Annotated in this window: 17 protein-coding genes; 11 read left to right on the forward strand and 6 right to left on the reverse strand. The window is 71.2% G+C overall.

What is annotated here, in order from left to right:
* Positions 1-2 precede the first annotated feature (2 nt).
* Both BMZ92_RS32895 and BMZ92_RS32900 read right to left on the reverse strand, forming a co-directional pair.
* The gene (locus BMZ92_RS32895) at positions 3-1,352 is read right to left on the reverse strand and encodes an ABC transporter permease (protein WP_091515762.1); all 1,350 of its coding nucleotides are present in this window, start codon (positions 1,350-1,352) and stop codon (positions 3-5) included.
* Complete coding sequence (locus tag BMZ92_RS32900) at positions 1,349-2,284, reverse strand: ABC transporter ATP-binding protein (protein WP_091515765.1); 936 nt, start codon at positions 2,282-2,284, stop codon at positions 1,349-1,351. The genes BMZ92_RS32895 and BMZ92_RS32900 overlap by 4 nt, the downstream gene beginning before the upstream one ends.
* Before the next feature lie 252 nt (positions 2,285-2,536).
* On the opposite strand from BMZ92_RS32900, the gene BMZ92_RS32905 reads away from it, so the two are divergent.
* The 4 genes from BMZ92_RS32905 to BMZ92_RS32915 all read left to right on the forward strand — a co-directional run bounded on the left by BMZ92_RS32905 (position 2,537) and on the right by BMZ92_RS32915 (position 5,150).
* Positions 2,537-3,763: a response regulator transcription factor gene (locus tag BMZ92_RS32905; RefSeq protein ID WP_091515766.1), complete on the forward strand. Its 1,227-nt coding sequence runs from the start codon at positions 2,537-2,539 to the stop codon at positions 3,761-3,763.
* On the forward strand, positions 3,760-4,008 hold the full coding sequence (locus BMZ92_RS37675) for a glycosyltransferase 87 family protein (RefSeq protein ID WP_177228973.1): 249 nt from the start codon (positions 3,760-3,762) through the stop codon (positions 4,006-4,008). The genes BMZ92_RS32905 and BMZ92_RS37675 overlap by 4 nt, the downstream gene beginning before the upstream one ends.
* 169 nt (positions 4,009-4,177) lie before the next feature.
* Complete coding sequence (locus BMZ92_RS37680; protein WP_177228974.1) at positions 4,178-4,534, forward strand: hypothetical protein; 357 nt, start codon at positions 4,178-4,180, stop codon at positions 4,532-4,534.
* A gap of 34 nt (positions 4,535-4,568) precedes the next feature.
* Entirely contained in the window at positions 4,569-5,150 is a 582-nt protein-coding gene (locus BMZ92_RS32915; RefSeq protein ID WP_091515769.1) for a DinB family protein, read from the forward strand.
* Positions 5,151-5,176: 26 nt separating this feature from the next.
* On the opposite strand, the gene BMZ92_RS32920 is transcribed toward BMZ92_RS32915, so the two are convergent.
* Positions 5,177-5,593 carry an MmcQ/YjbR family DNA-binding protein gene (locus BMZ92_RS32920; RefSeq protein ID WP_091515771.1) on the reverse strand — a complete coding sequence of 139 codons (417 nt, stop codon included), beginning with the start codon at positions 5,591-5,593 and terminating at the stop codon, positions 5,177-5,179.
* Between the two features lie 110 nt (positions 5,594-5,703).
* On the opposite strand from BMZ92_RS32920, the gene BMZ92_RS32925 reads away from it, so the two are divergent.
* The 5 genes from BMZ92_RS32925 (at position 5,704) to BMZ92_RS32945 (ending at position 11,023) form a co-directional block, all read left to right on the forward strand.
* Positions 5,704-6,090 (forward strand): class I SAM-dependent methyltransferase, encoded by a 387-nt coding sequence (locus tag BMZ92_RS32925; RefSeq protein WP_091515773.1) that lies wholly within the window; start codon positions 5,704-5,706, stop codon positions 6,088-6,090.
* A gap of 423 nt (positions 6,091-6,513) precedes the next feature.
* Positions 6,514-7,455, forward strand: a complete 942-nt coding sequence (locus BMZ92_RS32930; protein ID WP_425425886.1) for an NADP-dependent oxidoreductase — start codon at positions 6,514-6,516, stop codon at positions 7,453-7,455.
* 8 nt (positions 7,456-7,463) lie between these two features.
* Positions 7,464-9,041: a tannase/feruloyl esterase family alpha/beta hydrolase gene (locus tag BMZ92_RS32935; RefSeq protein ID WP_091515778.1), complete on the forward strand. Its 1,578-nt coding sequence runs from the start codon at positions 7,464-7,466 to the stop codon at positions 9,039-9,041.
* A gap of 16 nt (positions 9,042-9,057) precedes the next feature.
* Positions 9,058-10,062 carry an aldo/keto reductase gene (locus BMZ92_RS32940; RefSeq protein ID WP_091515780.1) on the forward strand — a complete coding sequence of 335 codons (1,005 nt, stop codon included), beginning with the start codon at positions 9,058-9,060 and terminating at the stop codon, positions 10,060-10,062.
* 55 nt (positions 10,063-10,117) lie between these two features.
* Complete coding sequence (locus BMZ92_RS32945; RefSeq protein WP_091515783.1) at positions 10,118-11,023, forward strand: aminoglycoside phosphotransferase family protein; 906 nt, start codon at positions 10,118-10,120, stop codon at positions 11,021-11,023.
* On the opposite strand, the gene BMZ92_RS32950 is transcribed toward BMZ92_RS32945, so the two are convergent.
* A complete protein-coding gene (locus BMZ92_RS32950; RefSeq protein ID WP_091515785.1) occupies positions 11,024-11,626 on the reverse strand; it encodes a TetR/AcrR family transcriptional regulator in 603 nt (200 codons plus the stop codon).
* 83 nt (positions 11,627-11,709) lie between these two features.
* Between BMZ92_RS32950 and BMZ92_RS32955 the strand changes: the two genes are divergently transcribed.
* Positions 11,710-12,450 carry an SDR family NAD(P)-dependent oxidoreductase gene (locus tag BMZ92_RS32955; protein ID WP_091515788.1) on the forward strand — a complete coding sequence of 247 codons (741 nt, stop codon included), beginning with the start codon at positions 11,710-11,712 and terminating at the stop codon, positions 12,448-12,450.
* A 72-nt stretch (positions 12,451-12,522) separates the two neighbouring features.
* Positions 12,523-13,455 (forward strand): phosphotransferase family protein, encoded by a 933-nt coding sequence (locus BMZ92_RS32960; RefSeq protein WP_245783401.1) that lies wholly within the window; start codon positions 12,523-12,525, stop codon positions 13,453-13,455.
* Positions 13,456-13,998: 543 nt separating this feature from the next.
* Here BMZ92_RS32960 and BMZ92_RS32965 read toward each other — a convergent pair.
* Together BMZ92_RS32965 and BMZ92_RS32970 are read right to left on the reverse strand one after the other, a co-directional pair.
* Positions 13,999-15,825 (reverse strand): amidohydrolase, encoded by a 1,827-nt coding sequence (locus tag BMZ92_RS32965; protein WP_091515793.1) that lies wholly within the window; start codon positions 15,823-15,825, stop codon positions 13,999-14,001.
* Positions 15,826-15,931: 106 nt separating this feature from the next.
* Complete coding sequence (locus BMZ92_RS32970) at positions 15,932-16,879, reverse strand: AraC-like ligand-binding domain-containing protein (protein ID WP_091515795.1); 948 nt, start codon at positions 16,877-16,879, stop codon at positions 15,932-15,934.
* Between the last annotated feature and the right edge of the window lie 132 nt (positions 16,880-17,011).

A 17,011-nucleotide genomic window follows, 5' to 3' on the forward strand; every position in this document is an offset into this window, starting at 1 on the left:
GGTCATCCCTTCGGTGTGGTGGGGAGCAGGTCGACGGTGCCGTCGAACTGCCAGAGCGGGTTCGGTTCGTCCCCGGTGGGGGTGCGCACCTGGAAGTAGCCGTTCACTTCCTTCGGTCCGTCGCCGTCGGCGACGTACCGCCCGTCCGGGGTCACGTCGAGCTGGTAGATGGCCTGGCCGGTGGCCGTGATGCCGGGCAGGTGCCAGGAGACGACGCAGCGCCAGTCGTTGCCGGGGCCCTCGGGTGCGACCAGGCCATCGCCCTTGGTGCACGCGGTCGTCGCCGCCAGCTGCGCCTCGGTGACGTCGGGCCGGTGCAGCTGCTCGGTCTGGAGGCGGTAGAGGTGCGCGAACGCGGTGGAGACCGAGTCCTGCACCTTGTCCTGCTCGATCCCCGAAGCGAGCGACGGGATCGAAGCCGCGATGATCCCGACCGTGGCCGCGAGGAGCCCGGCCAGCGGCAGGGCTCCGGCGGTCAGCGCGCGGCGGCCCGAGCCGTCGTAGGTGTGGCTGGTGAAGTCGCGGCGCAGGAACAGCAGGTACGCCAGCGCCGTCGCGACCACCGCCCACACCAGGCTCACCGCGGTGCTGATGAGCAGCGGGCCGAGCGGCGGCGGATCGGTGAACAGGCCGGTCCAGGCGATGAAGCCGTAGCTGGGCAGGGCGAAGCGCACCGCGACGGGCAGCGGCAGCATCTGCGCGAGGTCCATCGCGAGCGCGACGACCACGGGCAGCAGCAGCCCCATCGGCGACCGTCCGAACGCGACAGAGCCGAGCAGCCCGATCCCCGCCAGCGCCAGCGTCGGGGCGAGCACGCAGACCCACGAAAGCAGGACCTTCCCCGCCGCGTCACCCGGCGCCAGCAGGTGGCCGTCGAGCCCCGGCAGCGGCTGGTTCCCCACCGCCGCGAGCCCGCCGACGATCCCGGACACCGCCAGCCCCACCACGAGCAGCAGGATGACGGTGAGGCTGGCCAGCGACTTCGCCACGAAGATCCGCCGGGACGAGCGGACGGCCACCAGCAGGTGCCGCCAGGTGCCGAGCCGGTCCTCGGCGGCGAAGACGTCCCCGGCGACCAGCGAGGTCAGCAGCGGGAGCGCGTAGGTGCCAGCGAAACCGAGCAGCACCAGCGGTCCGGCCCAGCCGGTGGCGTGCATCCAGCGGCCGAACGTGGTGTCGGTGGGCAGCGAGCTCTGCTGGCTCACCAGCGCGACGAAGACGGCGGGGGCGAGCCAGCAGGCGATGACCAGCAGCCGGATCCGCCACTGGGCCAGCAGCTTGACCAGTTCGAAGCGGTACCCGCGGGTGACGGGAACGGGGCGGGCGGGCGCGTCGGCGACGGTCGCGGTCATCGGGTGGCGCCTTCCTGTTCGGTGAGCGCGAGGAACGCGGCTTCGAGCGGTGACACCACGGGGGCGAGCTCGCGCACCCCGATGCCGGCCCGCACGAGCCGCGCGACCAGCTCGTCGAGCGCGGGCACGAGCGTGCGCACCACGAGCACGTCGCCGTCCTGCCGCGCCCCGGGCTCGTCGAGGAGCCGGACGCCGGGTGCTCCGGCGACCAGCTCCCGGGCGGCCTCCGGGTCGGAGGTGCGCAGCCGGTAGTCGAGCTCGCGGTTCTCGGTCGACAGCTTGCTCAGCGGACCGGAGAACACGACGCGGCCGGTGGCGAGGATGGTGACCTCCGAGCACAGCGCTTCGAGGTCGTCCATGCGGTGGCTGGACAGCACGACGGTCGCGCCGTCGGCGGCCAGCCGGGTGAGCACCCCGTGGACGTGCTTCTTGCCCGCCGGGTCCAGGCCGTTGGCCGGCTCGTCGAGCACGAGCAGCCGGGGACGGGTCAGCAGCGCCGCCGCGAGCCCGAGCCGCTGGCGCATGCCGAGGGAGAAGCCGCGGACCCGGTCGGCCGCCACGTCGGTGAGCCCGACCTGTTCGAGCACGTCGTCGATCGCGTCCGTCCCGGTCCCGCGCAACGCGGCCAGTGCGGCGAGGTTCTGCCTCGCCGTGAGGGAGGGGTAGAGGCCGGGGCCGTCGACGAAACCGGCGACCCCCTCGGGCACCGCGAGCGCGCGCCCGACCGGGGTGCCCAGCACTTCGAGGCCGCCCTCGTCGGGGACGGCCAGGCCCAGCAGCAGGCCCAGCAGGGTGGTCTTGCCGGCGCCGTTGGGGCCGACCAGCCCGTGGATCTGCCCCGGCGCCACGTCGAGGTCGACCCCGTCGAGGGCGATGACCTCCCCGAACCACTTGCCGATCCCGCGCGCCCGGACCGCTGAGGTCGTGTCCATGAGCCCCTCTCTTCTCGAGCTGTCAGGAACTTAGGCACAGCAAGTGATGCGGGGAGGGGCAGTCGGTGAACGTTCGCGGAACGGCGGGCGGCTTCCGGCTGTCACCTCGCTTTACGCCGTTCAAGCACTTGCTGAGAACCGGAAAAAGCGGCCGCAACAGGGATTTTCGACCGCCGCCTGCGGCAGGGTGATCACCGGCGCCCGACGTGGTGGATGATGGGACTCCGCCCGGCGTGAGGTGAGGTGTTGCGGATGCGGGTCCTGGTCGTCGAGGACGATGACGAACTCCGCCTGACCCTGGCGGATGCGCTGCGCCGCAGGGGAATCGACGTGGACACCGCCGCCGACCTGCCGGAGGCCGACCGGGCGCTGGCCGCCGGGAGCTACGACTGCGTCGTGGTCGAGCGTTTCCTGCCCGGCGGTGACGCGCTGGACCACGTGCGGACCCGGTGGGCGGCGGGGTGGCCGATGCCGGTGCTGTTCCTCGTCGAGGGGCAGGCGGTCGGCCTGGATGTCCTGCGGTCCCCCGAAGAGTACGACTACCTGGTCAAACCGTTCGACCCCGGTGAGCTGGTCGCGAGGCTGCACGGCCTGAGCCGCCGCGCGGCGCTCCTCGCGCCGGACGTGCTGCGAGCCGGGAGCCTCGAACTCGACCTGGCCCGGTACCAGGTGCACCGCGACGGTGTTCCGCTCACCCTCACCTCCACCGAATTCGCCGTTCTCGAAGCGCTGATGGCAAGCCAGGACCAGGTGGTGCCGCGCGCCGCTCTGGAGGAACGGCTGCACGGCCAGTTCGACGGCCCCGCCCTGGACGCCGTGATCGCCCGGCTCCGCACGAAGCTCGGTCCGCCGGCGCGGATCGAAAGCGTGCGCGGGGTCGGGTACCGGCTCCAGGCCACTCCGCCCGCGGAGACCGTGGGCGAGGTTGGGACGACGTTCCCGGTCACGATCTACCTGGGCGACGAATCCGGCCACGAACGGGTCCAGGCCGCTGTCGAGGACCTGCTCGACCTGGCCGGGGCCGAAATCGCCGACCGGGACGACCCCGTGCGGGGCTCGTGGTTCCGGCGGATGCGCGCCAGGACACGCGCCGCCGCCACCTCCCGCCCCGGCCGGGAAGCCGCGGCCGCCGCCGCGCACGTGCTCGACTCGCGTCTCGTGCTCGCCCAGGACGCCACCGTCACCGCGACGATGATGCAGAACCTCGGGCCGGTGCTCGCCGCACTGCACACGACCAAGGACGCGGTGATCCGGGTGGGCGCCCTGCTCATCGTGAAGGTCGAGTGGACGGTCGCCGTGCACCAGCTCACCGCCGCCCAGCAACTCCTCCTCGACCACCACCCGCACCTGCTCACCTCACCCCAGGAGATCCTGACCGCCCTGCGGCCGGACAACGCCTCCGATGCCCCGCCGCTCCCCGGCCACCACACCGGGCAGCGCGAACGGGGACAGCCGGACGATCCCGCCCTGCCGCGGTGACACTGGTGTGGCTCGAACCCGTGCACAGCACGTTCGACTTCGGGCAGGTCAACCTGCTCCTGATGGGCCTGGTCACCGCCGACGTGCTGCTGGCGCGCCGCCGGGCGCGCGGGACCGGAGTCGGACTGGCGGCCGCGATCAAGCTGACCCCGTTGGCGTTCCTGCTGTTCTTCCTGGTCCGCCGCGACCACCGGGCGCTGGGCACCGCGATCGCCACGTTCGCGGGAGTGACCGGGCTTTCCTGACTCGTGGCCCCGGACGCGTCGGCGTTACTGGCTCGGCGGCCTCGCGGGCGCCTCCGGTCTCAGCGGTTCCACGTTCCGCACCAACCAGACCGTCCTGGCCACCCTGGCCCGCTTCGGGCCCGCGCCGGGCCTCACGACGGCGCCCTGGCTCGGGATCTCCGGCGCCGTCGTGGCGGCTGTCGCGGTCACCGTGCGCCGCGCCCACCCGGTGGTGGCGCTCCTGCTCAACGCCACCGCCGCCGTGCTGGTCTCCCCCATCTCGTGGTCGCACCACTGGGTGTGGATCGCCCCCGCCCTGCTGGCCGCGGTGGGTGCGGTGTTCGTGCTCGCGCCCTTTCGCCACCTGCCTTCCTTCGACCGGCCCGGGCAGGAGTGGCCCCCGGACCAGCACTGGATCGGCAACGCCTACGTGCTGACCGGTGTCGTCGCCGTCGTGTCCGCGCTGGTGGCCGCCCAAGCGTCCTCGGCGAACCCGCCGTCCGGCAGCGACAGCCCTGTGAGCACGGAGGACCCGGGCGCGGGTTGAGCCCGGCAGCCGGCGCGTGCCAGGCTCGTGCCCCGTGATCGACGACTTCGCGAAAGAGTACCTGCACGGTGATCTGCGAGAGATCCGCGAGACGATGCTCTGGAAGCTCGACGGGCTCGGCGAGTACGACATCCGCCGCCCGCTGACCTCGACGGGAACCAACCTCCTCGGCCTGGTCAAGCACCTTTCGGTGTGGGAGTCCCGGTACTTCGGCGAGGTCTTCGGCCGTCCTTTCCCCGAACCCCTCCCCCGGTGGGACGACACCGGGGCACGCGGTAGGGACCTGTGGGCGAGCGAGCACGAGACGCGCGAGGAGATCACCGAGCGCTACCGGCGCGTGTGGGAGCACTCCGACGCGACGATCACCGAACTCGCCCTCGACGCGCCGGGCCACGTGCCCTGGTGGCCACGCCCGGACGTCCTGCTGTTCAACGTCCTGGTCCACATGCTCACCGAAACCAGCAGGCACGCCGGGCACGCCGACATCCTGCGCGAACAGCTCGACGGCGCGACGGGAGTCGCGGCCGGCTACCCGAACACGCAACGCGACGCGGCCTTCTGGGCAGCACGGCGCGCGGAGGTCGAGCGAGCCGCGAAAGCAGCCGCCGGGCGGTGAACGCCGACACGGGCGTCCTTTGTGGACTAAAGGCCGTGTGCCTCGAGCCAGGCCTGGGCCCTCCTCGGTGACGCCCGGGCCAGCCACGCGTCCTGCACGATCTCGGCCAGCTCGTCGTAGCTGAGCTCGCCGATGCGCGATTCCCGCAGCAGGACCGAGGGGTGCCCGTCGAAGTGGGGCGTGGTGAAGAACGGGGTCCGCTCGTCGGCGACCAGGGCTTCCTTGTCCGCCTCGGACCCGACCCAGAACACGATCACGTCGTCGTAGCGCTCGCCGGTCTCCGGATCCACCGCGTCCGGCCGCGGGTTGCGGAAGAACACGAAGGACCGGCGCCCGACCTGGTAGACGGGCCTGCCCTGCGAGCCGGGGACGCGCTCCACGTGCGGCATCCCCATCGCCAGGTCGTGCACGTCCTGCACGCGGGCTCTCCTGCCGGTCCCCATCGCGCGAGTCTAGATCGCCCTCCCGCGACGCGCCTCGACCGGCCCATCTGCGAGATGGCTTCAGATCGGTTCACCGGAAACCCGGTGAAAACGTTCTTGGGGAGGCCTGGATGACAAAGGTGTCGTGGTGGAATTCGCGCAGCGAAGCGAGCGTTTACGCCGCACTGGGGAACCCGCTGGAGTGGCGCGTCGCCTACCCCGAACTGTTCCGGCACCTGGGTTTCGATGCCCGCACACGCAGTCCGGTGCTCGACTACGGGCGCGGCCCCGGCCTGGTCGCCTCACACATCGCCGACCACTTCTCCTGCGAGGTCGTCGGCTGCGACATTTCCGCCGACATGATCGAACTCACCGAACGGAACTCCGCGCGGCCGGGCGTCCGCTACCCGGAATTGACCGATCAGCGCCTCGAAAGTTTTCCGGACGGCTATTTCGACGCCCGGTCTGCACTTTCTTGCTCTGCGTGCTCGCCGATCGGGAAACGCATTCCGGGATAACGGGGGAAATACACGCGCCCGGGGAACCGATGACCACCCGCCTCCGGGCCAACGGCACGGAACTCGACATCGAGCGGAAGCCTCCGGGGCAACCGCGAACTCGTAGCGGTCCGCGACCGCGCGGACGGCGGGGAGTACGTCGTCCAGCGTGGGAACGGCGAGGTACACCAGGCCGGTGATGTTCGTCGAGTAGGCGACCGCTGATGACGTCGCCCGGCGCGCGCAGCATCGAGACCCCGGTGACGCCCGGGACCTTCGTCAGGTCGTCCGCGGTGCTCAGCCGCGTGATGCGTCCCGGGGCCCCGGCCTGAGCCTCGACGGCCAGAAAAGCGGAGCGCGCTCCACTTGTGCTACGGTGGAGGAACTAACCGAAGCGTAGTCCGTTTACGGTCGCGTGAGCAGCTCCAGGAGAATCCAGTGCCCTTGAACGAACCCACCACGACGAGCCGGGCGGTCCAGTTCGAGTCGTTCGGCGGTCCGGAGCGGCTGCGGCTGCGTGAGGTCGCGGTGCCGCAGGCCGGGCCGGGGCAGATCCGGGTGCGGGTGGCCGCGGCGGGGTTGAACCCGATGGACTGGTTCATGACCTCCGACCCGGAGACCGCGGCCCGGTTCGGGTTGCGCCTGCCCTGTGGGTTCGGCACCGACTACGCCGGGACCGTGGACCAGGTCGGTGCCGGGGTGGAGGGCTTCGCGGTCGGGGACCGGGTGTTCGGCGGGGTGCTCTCCCGCGCGGTGGCCGACCACGTCCTGGTGGACGTGGCGGGCACCATCGCCGCCGGCGGTGAGGCCTACCACACGCCCGACGGGGTGGACGACCGCACCGCGGCCACCCTGACCATCGCCGGCTGCACCGCGGCCGCCGCGGTGGCTGTGGTCAAACCCGGGCCTGGGGACACGGTGCTCATCGGCGGCGCGGGCGGCGGGGTCGGGGTGTTCGCCGTCCAGCTCGCCCGCCGCGCCGGGGCCCGGGTGATCGGCACCGGCTCCGCCGCCTCGGCCGAGGCCCTGCGGGCGCTGGGCGCCGAACCGGTCACCTACGGCGAGGGCCTGGTCGAGCGGGTCCGGGCGCTCGCCCCCGAGGGTGTCACCGCGGCCCTGGACCTGCACGGCACCGACACCGTCCACGCCGCCCGCGCACTCGGCGTCCCCGACCACCGCATCACCACCATCGCCACCCAGATCGACGGCATCACCCCCGCCAACGGCGCCAACGGCACCAGCGCCCTCGGCGAGATCGCCACCCTCATCGCCGAAGGCCACCTCCGCGTGCCGATCGCCGCGACCTTCCCCGTCGACCAGATCCGCCCCGCCGTCGAACTCCAAGCCGCACGCCACGTCCACGGCAAAGTCGTCATCGACCTCTAGGAGCAACCATGTTCATCCACCGGCGAGGCCGGAGAACGTTGATCGCGCTGACGCTGGCCGCCTTGACGGTGGCCTCGACCGCCGTCGTGGCCACGGCCGACCCGCAGTCCACCCAGGCCCGGTGCAGCGCCGGTTACCTGGCAGCCGGGCTGAACATCCCGCGATTGAAGGTCGATTCGGCCGTACTCGACACCACCGGCAGCTACGTCCCACCCGGCTCCACCACCGCGATCACCGGGCTGCCCGGCTTCTGCGCGGTGAACCTGACCCAGACCGACCCGGCCGGCAACCCCATCCACATCGCGGTGTGGCTGCCGACGAACTGGAACGGCCGTTTCCAAGGCGTAGGCGGGGGCGGTTTCTCCTGCGGCATCGGCTATTCCACCGGGTCGCACGTCAGCCCCGGCCTGGCGGAGACGATCAAGAACGGATACGCGGCAGCGGGCACCGACTGCGGTGTCCCGTTGGGTGACGCGGTGTCCGGCCGGTGGGCGCTGGACTCGAACGGCCGGCTGAACCAGCCGCTGATCGAGGACTTCGCGTCCGCCGCCATCCACGGCATGACCGTCGTCGGCAAGGCGGTGACCCAGCGCTTCTACCCGGACCAGATCCGGTACTCCTACTTCACGGGGTGCTCGACCGGCGGACGGGAAGCTCTGATGGAGGCGCAGCGGTACCCCGCCGACTACAACGGCATCGTCTCCGGCGCACCGGCGATCAACTGGACGAGCTGGGTCCCCGCCGCCCTTTGGCCCCCGCTGGTCATGAAGCAGCTGAACGACGCCCTGCCGTCCTGCAAGGAGGACGCGTTCACCCAGGCGGTGGTGAAGGCTTGTGACGGTGATGACGGCATCACCGACGGGATCATCGGTGACCCGGCGTCGTGTGACTGGAACGCCGACGAACTGGTCGGCGAGAGCACTCCCTGCGGCACCATCACGGCCACCGACGCGGCCGTGATGAACAAGATCTGGAAGGGACCGGAGCTCACCGGAGGACTGCCGTTGTGGTACGGCCTCACCCGCGGTGCTTCGCCGTCCATGATCGCGGGGACGACGACCGCGAACGGGGTGACCACCCCGGAGCCGTTCGGACTTCCCGTGGCGTGGCTGGGCACCTGGCTGCAGCGGAACCCGGACTGGGATTGGCGCACTCTCACCTATGACCGGTTCTCCCAGCTGTTCGCGCAATCCCGGCTGCAGTTCTCGTCCACCCTCGACACGAACGATCCGGACCTGAGCGCCTTCAACAGCAACGGGGGCAAGATCCTGATGTGGCACGGGCTCGCGGACCAGCTGATCCCGCCGCAGGGCACCGTCGACTACTACCGCGACGTCCAGCGGACGGTGGGGGGCACGAGTTCGTTCGCCCGCCTGTTCCCGGCTCCCGGCGCCGCGCACTGCGCCAACGCGGCAGGCCCGGTTCCCGACGACCCGGTGGCGGCGGTCGCGGCGTGGGTCGAACACGGACAGGCCCCGCAGTCCATCCCGGCCACGCTGACCGACCCGGCCACCGGGGCCGTCACGTTGTCCCGGCAGCTGTGCGCCTACCCACTCGTCGCCCGCCCCACCGGCTGCGCGAACTGATCGGAGTACCGGACACATGGAGTACACCCACCTGGGCCGCAGCGGCCTGACGGTGTCCCGGCTCGTGCTGGGCACGGCCAACTTCGGGCCGGAAACGTCCGAAGAGGACAGTCACGCGATCATGGACAGGGCGCACGAGCACGGCATCAACTTCTTCGACACCGCCGACTTCTACGGCGTGCGCACGGACGGCTCGGGCGAGAGCGGCGTCACCGAGCAGATCATCGGGCGCTGGTTCGCGACCGGCGGCGGCCGCCGCGAGAAGACGGTGCTGGGCACGAAGCTCTACCACCCGAGGAGTTCCTGGCCCAACGACGGCTACCTGTCCGCCCTGAACATCCGCCGCGCCTGCGACGCCTCGCTCAAGCGGCTGCGGACCGACTACCTCGACCTGTACCAGATGCACCGCATCGACCGGAACACGCCGTGGGAGGAGATCTGGGAGGCGTTCACGGTCCTGCGCCAGCAGGGGAAAGTGCTCTACTTCGGCTCCTCGAACTTCGCCGGCTGGCACCTCGCCCAGGCGCAGGAAGCCGCCCGGTCGCGGCATTTCCTGGGGCTGGTCAGCGAGCAGTCGCTCTACAACCTGCTGGTCCGCTGGATCGAGCTGGAGGTGCTGCCCGCCGCCCGGCACTACGGGCTGGGCGTGCTCGCGTGGTCGCCGCTGCACGGCGGCCTGCTCGGCGGAGTGCTCCGCAAACAGCGGGAGGGCACCGCTTCGCGCAGCGGCTCGGAGTTCATGACCGCCCTGCTCGCCCGGCACCGGGACAGCATCGAGGCGTACGAGAAGTTGTGCGCCGACCTCGGTGAGGACCCGGCCCACGTCGGGCTCGCGTGGTTGCTCGCGCAGGAGGGCGTGACCGGGCCGGTCATCGGGCCCCGCACGGTCGCCCACCTCGACGGCTCACTGCGCGCGCTGGACGTCAAGCTCGACGACGACACTCTCGCCACGCTGGGCAAGCTGTTCCCGCCCGCCTGGCGGAACGGGGCCAACGCCGCCCCGGAGGCCTACCTGGGCTGAGCCGCGAGCGGAAAGCTTTTGACATCCTCCAGGCCGCGGAGTGGGATGACGTGTCGTGGTCGCAGGGGAAACGCATTCCAGTGCACGCCTGCTCGACGACGGTTCGGTCCGTGAGCTGATCGCGGCACAGTTCCCGCAGTGGGCGGAACTGCCCGTGCAACGGTTCGCCTCCGCCGGCACCGTCAACGCCATCTACCGGCTGGGCGATGACATGGTCGTCAGGCTGCCGTTGCTGGAGAGCGGGGCACAGGACCTCGAACGGGAACGAGAATGGTTGCCACGCTTGGCTTCCTGGCTGCCTGCTCGCATCCCTGAGGTCCTCGGTGCCGGCGCGCCCAGCGCGGGTTGGCCGTGGCCGTGGGTGGTCTACCGGTGGTTACCGGGAGACCATCCCCGGCCGGGCGCGTTGAGCGCGCCGGTCCTGCTGGCCGAAGACCTGGCCGGGTTCGTGGCGGCCATGCGGCGCATCCCCTTGCCGAACGCGCCGAGGGCCTACCGTGGCGGTCCGCTCACTTTGCTCGACTCGGCCACCCGGGCGGCGATCGGACGGCTGCGCGAGATTCCGGAAGAACGAGTCGACTGCGATCTCGTGACGGCTGTGTGGGAGGAGGCGCTGCGGGCTCCGGCTCCAGCGGAGCCCGGAGTGTGGCTGCACGCCGACCTGATGCCGGGAAACCTGCTGGTGGAAGGCGGCAGGCTGTCCGCGGTGATCGACTTCGGGTGCCTCGGCAGGGGCGATCCGGCCTGCGACCTGTATCCGGCGTGGCACCTGCTGCCCGCCGGGGCGAGGCGGGTTTTCCGCGAGGCGCTGGAGGTGGACGACGCGACCTGGGCGCGCGGCCGCGGCCGGGCGCTTTCCCAGGCGCTGATCGCCCTGCCGTACTACCGCACCACGAATCAGGTCATGGCGGACAGCGCCCGGCACGTCATCCGAACCGTGCAGGAGGAACTGGGGCGCTGATCAAGCGGATCCGGCGTCGTCGGCCACGGGGAGGGCCGCCAGGGACGTCGTGGCGATCGCGACCAGCTGGGCGCGGCCGACCCCGGCCATGGCGAGCACTTCCATCCCCCGCGTGACGGCGACGAAGAACGCCGCCAGTGCGTGCGGGTCGGCGTCGGCCGCGAGTTCGCCGCTGCGCTGGGCCTCGATGATGCAGTGGCAGTAGATCCCTTCGAGCCGGGTGAACCCGTCCAGCGCCGACGCGGCGACGTCGGAGTCACGGTGTCCCAGCTCGACGGTGGCCTTCGTGAACAGCGAACCCGGACCGTCCTCGCTGAGCGCGAGCGCGACCTTGAGCATCTGCGCCTTGATCCGCTCCAGCGGCGTGGAGCCGGGGCCCGCCAGCGCTTCGTCGACGGCCGCCACGGCCTCGGCGGCGCTGGCGGACAGCGCCTTCAGGAACAGCCCGCGCTTGCCGCCGAAAGCGTTGTACAGACTCTGTTTGCCGAGCCCGGTGGCCTTCATCAGGTCGTCTATCGTGGTGCCGCCGTAGCCGTGGTTCGCGAAGGTCTCGCCCGCGGAGGCGACAACCTCGTCCTCGATGAACTTCCTCGGTCTCGGCACGGTCCTCATCCTAACCGTTGTTGACCAGATCGTCCATAACTGTATTATGGACGCGATAGTCAAAAACCACGGGAGGACTCGACATGACGCAGACGACCGCGCTGGTGACCGGCGGAACGTCCGGGATCGGGCGCGCGATCGCGACCAGACTGGCCGGGGAGGGCGCGCACGTCTTCGTGACCGGACGGCGCCAGGCGCAGCTCGACGCGCTCGTCGCCGAACTCGGCGACCGGGTCACCGCCATCCGCGCGGACGTGTCGGACCTCGACGATCTCGACCGCGTCTACGCCGCGATCGGCGCACGCGGCGAGGGCCTCGACGTCCTCGTGGCGAACGCGGGCGGCGGCGCGTTCGCCACGCTCGCGGAACTCAAGCCGGAAGACTTCGACCAGACCTTCGGGACCAACGTCCGCGGCACGGTGTTCACGGTGCAGAAAGCGCTTCCCCTGCTCACCCCCGGGGCGTCGGTCGTCGTGATCGGCTCGACCTCGGCCGCGCGGGCGACCCCCGCGTTCGGTGTCTACTCGGCGAGCAAGGCGGCGATCCGCCAGTTCAGCCGTGTGTGGGCGATCGAGCTCGCCGAGCGGGGTATCCGCGTCAACACGCTGACCCCGGGGCCGACCGACACCCCCGGGCTCGCGGGCTTGGCGCCCGATCCCGGCCAGGCGCGCGCCCTGCTGGACGGCGAAGCCGGCCGGGTCCCCCTCGGGCGGCTCGGGCAACCGTCCGAAATCGCCGACGCGGTGGCTTTCCTGGCCTCGCCCCAAGCGAAGTTCATCACGGGCACGGAACTGTTCGTCGACGGCGGGGAGTCGCAAGCTTGACGCCCGAGGGCGTGGTGGGCCCACGAGACCCGTCCGCGCACTAGCCTGTGCCGGACGGCGGGGGTGATCGCGGTGTCGGAGCTGCCCGAGGAGGTCCTGCGCTGGGTGTCCGGCGCGGTGGGAGGCGGCGTCCGGGTGGACGGTGCCACAGGCTTGCGCGAAGGCGGGAATCCGTGGCTGCTGAGGTTCGAACCGGCCGACCGGGTCGAGGCGGCGGTACTGCGGCTCGGTGACCCGGCCGATTCGAACCACCGCCGGCGGTTCGGCACGGAGGTGGCGGCGCTACGGGTTGCCGCGGAGCATCGGTTGCCCGCCGCTCGCCTGATCGCTGCGGACCTCGACGGGGCCGAAACAGGCGCGTTGGCGGTGCTGACCACCGTCCTGCCCGGGGACAGCACGATCCCGCCGGTCGCGTCCGCCGAGCGGCTGCGAGGCCTGGGAGCCGCGGCGGCCGCGCTGCAGGCGGTTCCGTTGACGCCTCGGCCCGCTCTGCCGCTGCGGACCCGCTCGATCGCGGATGTGGACTTCACAGCCCTCCGCCGCGCAAAGGGCACCACCGCCCTGCTCACGGCCGCTGAGGAGCGTCTGGACCGGCTGCCCGCGCCCGGCGGCCCGACGGTCTTCGTCCACGGGGACCTGTGGCACGGGAACACCCTGTGGTCCGGCGGCCGCTGCACCGGCCTCGTCGATTGGGACTGCGCGGGCGCCGGATCCCCGGGGATCGACCTCAGCGGGGCGCGGTTCGACGCAGCCTTGTTGTTCGGACTGCCCGCCGCCGACCACGTGCTCGAAGGCTGGCAGCGGGCCACAGGGCGGCGGGCGGACGACCTTGCCTACTGGGACGTCGTGGCGGCCACCTGCTCTCTCGCCGACATGGGGTTTTGCGTCCCGGTCATGCACGACCAGGGCCGACCGGACCTCGATGCCGATACGCTCGGGGCACGCCGGGACGCATTTCTCAGCGCTGCACTGGCCCGGCTTGACGCCGACTCCCGACAGTCGTGATCCGAGAAACCTGACCGAGTTACGGGTGGGCGGGACAGCTCCGCGCTGGTGTTTCGCAATCGACCACGAAACCGGGCTGGCGCGTGGCCTGCTCTGCCGTGCTGCAACCTGCGCGTCGTCGGCTGCCCCCACGTTCGCGGCTGCTGTCGGGCTGGCGATCCCGTCGCCCGACTACCCTCGCCTCGGGAGCTTCCGTCACGATGGCGCCCCCTGAGTGCCACCAGATCCGACTGCCGGCGTTCGAGCGTGAGCAGGTGGCCGAGCGGGAACGACCCGGCCGTCCATTGGCGGGTGCACCAGGTCAACCCCGAAGGTGAACATCTCCCACCGGCGGCTGGAAGCGGGTGCAGTCCTCGGGCGCGTAGTTGTGCAGTGCTCGCAACGGCCCGTGCACGACCGGGCCCTGCCGTCCAGGGCTTCGGCGATCGCACCCGGGCGTAGCCGCGCACGCTCCAGCTCGGCGATGGCGCGCTGGGCCGACGCGGACACGCGCGAAACTTGACGGATTCTGCGTCCGGACCGCATTGTCCCTCGAGGACTTGCTCAGCCGTGGCAGCAACCGGTACTCCAGTACTTCGCCAGCCCGCTCGCCGCGGCCGCCGGGGACGCGGTGGGCGTGCGCGCGTCGGTCGAGGCGTCGTACACCACCTGGCCGCCGACGACCGTCATCGCGATCGGCAGGTCCACGATCTCCTCCGGCGCGGTCCGGAGCAGATCGCCGTCGAAGACCGTCACGTCGGCGGCCATGCCCGGCGCGAGCGTGCCCTTCCAGCGCTCGGCGTGGTCCTGCCAGGCACCCGCGGTCGTGTAACTGGCCAGCGCCTGCTCCAGGCCGATGATCTCCCCCGCCCCGAAGACCTCGCCCGTCGCCAGGCTCTTCCGCGTCAGCATCGCCGTCAGGCCCTCGCGGAAGTCCGGCAGTCCCACCACCGGGGCGTCGGACGCGCTGCCCACCCGCACGCCCAGACCGAGCGCCGTCCGGTACGGCCACTGGTAGTCCGTGCGCTCCCGGCCGATCACGTCCACCAGCTGGTGCGACAGCGACCGCTTGATCTGCGGGTTGAAACTCACCGGGAACCCGAAACGCGCCATGCGCCGCAGGTCCTCGCGCGTGGTGAGGTCGCCGTGGATCACGTAGTGCCGCAACCGGCCGCCGAAGCGTTCCACCGCCGCCTGGTAGGCGTCGACCACCGCGTGGATCGTCAGGTCGCCCGTCGCGTGCGTACCCACCTGGAACCCCAGCTCGTGCGCCGTCAGCACCCACTGGCGCAGGTGCGAAAGCTGCTCCTCCACCGAACTCCCCGGCAGCGTCAGCCCCCCGTTCCCGCCACCGACGTACGGCTGGGACACCCACGCCGTGCGCGCCTGCGTCGGCACCCCGTCGCCGTAGATCTTCACCTGGCTCACGTTCAGCCACGACCGGTCGATTTCGAGTTTTCTGGCCGCCAGCAACGTTTCCCGCAGATCACCCGCGCTCGACGCGGCGATCATGATCGTGCACCGCTGCCGGATTTCGCCCGACCGCAGCATTTCCCGGTACCGCTGGACCGACCCGAGATCGATCCCGGCGTCGGTGACCGAGGTGATCCCGTGCTGGTGCATGATGTCGACCGCGAGGCGCAGGCCGTGGCGCTTCTCCTCCTCGGTGAAGTCCGGCATCACCCCGGTGACGAGGTTGGCCGCGACCTCCAGCAGCAGCCCGGTCGGTTCCCCGTTGCCGTCCTTGACGATCACACCGCCGAGCGGGGGCTGCGAGTCGCGCGTGATCCCGGCCAGTTCGAGCGCCTTCGAGTTCACCCACAAGGCGTGCCCGGACCACTCCCGCAACGCGACCGGGTTGTCCGGCGAAACCGCGTCGATGTCCAGCCGCGTCGGGTACCGGTTCTCGGCCAGATAACCCTGGTCCCAGCCGAAACCGCGGATCCACTCCCCCGGCGCCTTCGCCTTGGCGGCCTCCGCGACGAGGTCCCGGATCTCCGCGATGGACCGGACCGCGCCCCTGCTGAGGTCGAGGGTGAGCGGCGGCTGGTTGGTGCCCAGGCCCAGCGGGTGGAAGTGCGCGTCGTTGATCCCGGGCACGGCCGTCCGGCCGCGGAGGTCCACCACCTCGGTCCGCGAGTTCGTGAAGCGCCGGAGGTCGCGGCCGCTCCCGACGGCCAGCACCACGCCGTTCCTGATCGCGATGGCTTCCGCGGGCACGAAAGCCCCGGCCATGGTCAGGACTTTGCCGTTGTACAGCAGCAGATCCGCCTTGCCGTGCCCGGGGGCCGCAGCCGCCTCCGCCGTGCCGCCGACCGCTCCCAGCGCGATCCCGGCACCGACGCCCTGCAGGAACCGGCGGCGCTGAACGTGCTTCCGTCGTTCGCTCATCCTGGCCTCCCATGCCACGAGCAGTGGAGGCCCATCGTCACCGCGAACGGATCGCCGTGTCTTGCACCGGACTGCACACCCCTTGTCCCCGGGTGTGCTCGCGATTTCACCGTGCCGCGGAACGCAAGCGGTAGGCCGTCGGCGACTCGCCGAACTCGGCTTTGAAGAGCCTGCTGAAATGCGCCGCGTCGGTCAGGCCCCAGCGGCCCGCCACCCACGAGACCGGACGGTCGGCGTACAGCGGGTCGGCCAGATCGCGGCGGATGCGCTCGAGCCGCCGCGAACGGATCCACGCCGAAACCGGCTCGCCACCGGAGAAGATCGTGTACAGGTGCCTCGTCGAAATGTGGTTGGCACGCGCGATCGACGACGGCGTCAGCCCGGGATCGCCGAGGTGGTCCAGGATGTACTGGCGCACCTCGCGGGCGAGGCTGCGGGCCGGGTTCGCCACCGCGCTGTGCCTGCGGTCCAGCTCCTGCGCCAGCAGCGTCACGAGCAGGTCCAGCGCCGAATGCACGAGCCGTGACGCGCTGGCCCCGGCCAGCTGGTCCAGGTTCCGCCCCAGCTCGACGAAGAACGGGTTGATGACCTTGCCGAGGCCGGAATCACCGGGGAACCGCACGGCGGTCACGCGGTTCACCTCGGCAGGCGGGAGATCGACCAGCTCGTGCGGGAACATGATGACCATCGCGCGGTTCCGGCCGGGGAAGACCAGGTCGTAGGGGTGGTGGGTGTCGTAGATGGCCAGGTCTCCCGGGCGCAGTTCGGCCCGGCGGCCGTCCTGCTCCAGCACGGCCGTGCCCCGCAACTGCAGGCTCAGCTTGTAGAACCGGCGGTCCTCCGGCGTGATGAGCCGCGACGTCCGGCGCACGACGTGGGGTGTCGCGGCGATGTCGAACAACGAGACGTCCTCGACGACGGTCCGCCCCAGGCGGCCGCGGAAGGTGACGCCACCCACCTCGTCGATCTCCAGTGGCACCACGGCTTTGGAGACGGCCGAGCGCCACAGGTCCAGGCTGACCGCGGAGCGCATCGCCACGGGAACAGCGGACATCTCCCCTCCTTGGCTGGAGGACTCCGGATCCAGTCTTTCAGGTGGTGATGATCTGGGGGACGGCGACGGCTTTGAGGCCTTCCTGGCCGAATTCGAGGCCGTAACCGGAGCCTTTCACCCCGCCGAAGGGCA

Source organism: Amycolatopsis sacchari, from assembly GCF_900114035.1.
Classification (GTDB): domain Bacteria; phylum Actinomycetota; class Actinomycetes; order Mycobacteriales; family Pseudonocardiaceae; genus Amycolatopsis_E; species Amycolatopsis_E sacchari.

Bases quoted from the DNA above. Each gene is read 5' to 3' on its own strand.
- BMZ92_RS32895 (WP_091515762.1), bottom strand. From the start codon at position 1,352: ATGACCGCGACCGTCGCCGACGCGCCCGCCCGCCCCGTTCCCGTCACC.
- BMZ92_RS32900 (WP_091515765.1), bottom strand. From the start codon at position 2,284: ATGGACACGACCTCAGCGGTCCGGGCGCGCGGGATCGGCAAGTGGTTC.
- BMZ92_RS32905 (WP_091515766.1), top strand. From the start codon at position 2,537: ATGCGGGTCCTGGTCGTCGAGGACGATGACGAACTCCGCCTGACCCTG.
- BMZ92_RS32920 (WP_091515771.1), bottom strand. From the start codon at position 5,593: ATGGGGACCGGCAGGAGAGCCCGCGTGCAGGACGTGCACGACCTGGCG.
- BMZ92_RS32925 (WP_091515773.1), top strand. From the start codon at position 5,704: ATGACAAAGGTGTCGTGGTGGAATTCGCGCAGCGAAGCGAGCGTTTAC.
- BMZ92_RS32935 (WP_091515778.1), top strand. From the start codon at position 7,464: ATGTTCATCCACCGGCGAGGCCGGAGAACGTTGATCGCGCTGACGCTG.
- BMZ92_RS32940 (WP_091515780.1), top strand. From the start codon at position 9,058: ATGGAGTACACCCACCTGGGCCGCAGCGGCCTGACGGTGTCCCGGCTC.
- BMZ92_RS32955 (WP_091515788.1), top strand. From the start codon at position 11,710: ATGACGCAGACGACCGCGCTGGTGACCGGCGGAACGTCCGGGATCGGG.
- BMZ92_RS32965 (WP_091515793.1), bottom strand. From the start codon at position 15,825: ATGAGCGAACGACGGAAGCACGTTCAGCGCCGCCGGTTCCTGCAGGGC.
- BMZ92_RS32970 (WP_091515795.1), bottom strand. From the start codon at position 16,879: ATGTCCGCTGTTCCCGTGGCGATGCGCTCCGCGGTCAGCCTGGACCTG.